1 protein-coding gene and 2 pseudogenes are annotated in these 2,960 nt (G+C 52.1%); 2 read left to right on the forward strand and 1 reads right to left on the reverse strand.

Annotation, left to right across the window (positions count from 1 at the left end):
- Window positions 1-76: 76 nt before the first annotated feature.
- Window positions 77-1,178, reverse strand: a pseudogene (locus Q0908_RS20200) (IS3 family transposase); the annotation flags it as partial.
- Between the two features lie 335 nt (window positions 1,179-1,513).
- Between Q0908_RS20200 and Q0908_RS20205 the strand changes: the two are divergent.
- Both Q0908_RS20205 and Q0908_RS20210 read left to right on the forward strand, forming a co-directional pair.
- On the forward strand, window positions 1,514-2,227 hold the full coding sequence (locus Q0908_RS20205; protein ID WP_299289088.1) for a hypothetical protein: 714 nt from the start codon (window positions 1,514-1,516) through the stop codon (window positions 2,225-2,227).
- Window positions 2,228-2,587: 360 nt separating this feature from the next.
- Window positions 2,588-2,821, forward strand: a pseudogene (locus Q0908_RS20210) (transposase); the annotation flags it as partial.
- Window positions 2,822-2,960: the final 139 nt, after the last annotated feature.

Genomic DNA, 2,960 nt, shown 5'->3' on the forward strand with positions numbered 1-2,960 from the left:
GGGCACAAACAGACCGATATCAACCAGCTGCTGCCCTGGAACTACATCAAACCGGTGTGAACCGCGCACCGCTTACGACCCGTTCGGTTTTCAGTGAAGAGAAGAAGCTCTCCATCGCGGCGTTCTGCGCCTTCAAATGATCCCCCGGATCGTTTGATCCGCTGGCGCGAACCAGCTTGAACTCCCAGACATTTCCGACCGGCTCATTGAGCATGTGATCCCATGGTCAGCCATCAGTCGTTGGAACGGCTCACTGGTATATTGGCTGCCCTGGTCTGAATGATGCAGCAGTTCTTGTGGTCGGTCCCTGCGCCAGATCACCATGATCAGGGCGTCTGTGACCATCTGTGATGTTATCTGATCGTTCATGGACCAGCCAACGACACGCCGCGAGAAGAGATCAATGACGGCGGCGACATAGAGCCAGCCTTCCGCTGTCCAGATGTAGGTGAAGTCCGCCACCCATTTCTGGTTCGGGCCATCCGCGTCGAACTCCCGTTCAAGCACGTTGGCAGCTATAATCGACCTTGTGCCGTCGTCTTTCGGTGGTTGTCGACGCTTTGGCCGAGCTCTGAAGGCCGCCTGCCGCATCAGTCGCTCGACGCAATGCAACCGCAGGAATAGCCTTCTTCAAGAAGATGTGCCAGACCCGCCGTGCGCCATAGGTCCGGTCTGAACGCAGAAAGCTCGCACGGATCGCCGCCGATAGGTCTTCATCTCGGATCGACCTGCCGCTGCGCGGGCGCGTCAGCCAGGCATGGTAGCCACTTCGTGACACAGCGAGCGCATCACATATCCAACTCACCGCTGCCCGGCAGGCGATTTGGCAAAGCCAAATCTGCCGAGAGGGGGGCCAAACCCCTCGGTGCTTCGCCACAAACCCAAACATCGCAGCTGGTCCTTGGCGAAGTAGGCGGCCGCCCTTTTTAGGATGTCACGCTCCGCCTTCAGCTTGGACACCTCACGTCGAAGAGATCTCAGCTCTTCCTGCTCAGGTGTTATTTGCCATTCCCCGGGAACGCTGCCGGTCCATCAACTGCTGCTGCCCGCACCCATCGGCGCAGCACAGTCGCATGTATCCCAAGATCTCTTGAAGCTTGGGCCGCACTGACGCCACGCTTCGTCACCAATTCCACCGCTTCCTGCTTGAACTCGCGGCTGAACATTCTTCTCGTCATATAGATTCTCCAGTCTCATAAACACCTTATCTCGGTGTCCACGAAACCAGCAGCAGGCCAGACGGCCAAGGCTTGTCTGGGTTCCCAGCTACCAACGTTCCAAGCACAGCATCTGGTGGTAATGAACCGGGAACGGCGGGGTCATACTCAGTGAACAATCCTAGGGCAGCCTCGTACTAGGCGGAGCCGCTGATCAGAAGACCGTCGGAGGCGGCCACTAAAGTATCGATCTCGGCAGCTGAAAACCTGTACATTTCAATTTTCCCCATTGCCTAGCTGTAGATATAACTTGTCTATTGCATTTCAACCATTGGGTGAAAAGGGGAATCATTGTCATGACGTCGCGGATCCTTTTGCGCCTGTGCCAGATTTTTGTGCTGACCACGATGCTGCTAAGCGCCCAAACCGCTCGCTCAGAAACACACTGCGATGAACACGAACGCTATGCACCTAGTGGCAAGCTTGTTGAGGTTCAAAACCGACAGTTTTTGTTGTGCGACAATTATGACCGTAGGTTTCGAGGCTCGGAAGATATTGACTTTCTAAGGTTCCCATTTGATAGCTCGCATGTACGCGAGGTTCTACAACAGTTTGATCAACTGACGTTTTTGTGGGGAGAGTTAAGAGTAAAGGACCGAGATTTCTCTTTCCCAAGCACAAAAGGTTTTATATTTTTTGATACTTTATCTGGTTCGATAACCTTGTCAGGATCTGAATATGATATTTTCACCAATGGCGCGTTATCTGAAGAGGGAATGAGCAACCTTCAGGCGGGTAAATTCTCATCTGATCTATTGGTGTATAAACCGGACTCTACACGCAAACTGCCACGGCACTTTTTGTATTGTTCAGGTGATCTGAAAGGTTCTCCCAGAGAGGAATATGACTGCTTCTTGCATGTTGACTTTGATCAAGATAACGACCTGGTCGCCTACACTCGTTTTTTTTGGATCCCTAGTCTGAGTCCCGGACCACCATTTGACTTTGATAACCTCCATATTCTGGTTGAGGCTCTGGTCCAGCTTTTTGAGAATGCTGAAGTTCCATAGTCTGTTATCTAATTTGAAAGAACGCCATCAGTAGCCTAGGGTCAGGACCCACTAATCGGCTTGATGCTGCGTTGTTGGCGTGTGTCGTAGTACCTTAATAAAAGAGAAATTACCGCTTCTGGCCTATTTTGGCGATTTCTGTACCTCTATTTAGGATATGTCCATAGGCTTCGGTGACCTTCGGATGAGTGGTTCCGTCTGCCAAATTTCTTGCGCGCGGAGCAGAAGTGCATATCGATCAGTGTTGGAGCCGAGTTCTTCAATTGCGCGTCATGCCGCATGGAGAACTCTCTCGGATTGAGGTGCCCCTGGATTTGTAGACATTTTGCTTGGTAATTTTGGAAGCAAAGGACGATGTAAATGTCAGGGCAAATTCGATACTCGGACGAGTTCAAGATTGATGCAGTGGCTCAGGTCACGGAGCGTAGCTATTCGGTCAAGGATGTGGCCGAGAGGCTTGGGGTCAGCACCAAGTCATTGTACACTTGGATGGCGCAATTCTCGAAGCCACAGAGGCAGACGGACCAAGAAGCCGAGGTCAGGCGTCTCAAAAAGGAACTGGCGCGCGTCACCGAGGAGCGCGACCTTCTAAAAAACCGTTCTGGGTTGGAGGCCGCCTGTGCGCGGTAGAAACAGCCTGTGCTACAGTTGCGCCATGGTAATCCCCCCGAAATTTAATGGTGTTCAGAAGTAGAATTTTCTCGGCAAGATATCTGAGGAGATTTTTGATGAA

It is taken from the genome of uncultured Tateyamaria sp. (assembly GCF_947494755.1).
Classification (GTDB): domain Bacteria; phylum Pseudomonadota; class Alphaproteobacteria; order Rhodobacterales; family Rhodobacteraceae; genus Tateyamaria.

Excerpts from the sequence above, each read along its gene's own strand:
- Q0908_RS20205 (WP_299289088.1), top strand. The coding sequence starts at position 1,514 with ATGACGTCGCGGATCCTTTTGCGCCTGTGCCAGATTTTTGTGCTGACC.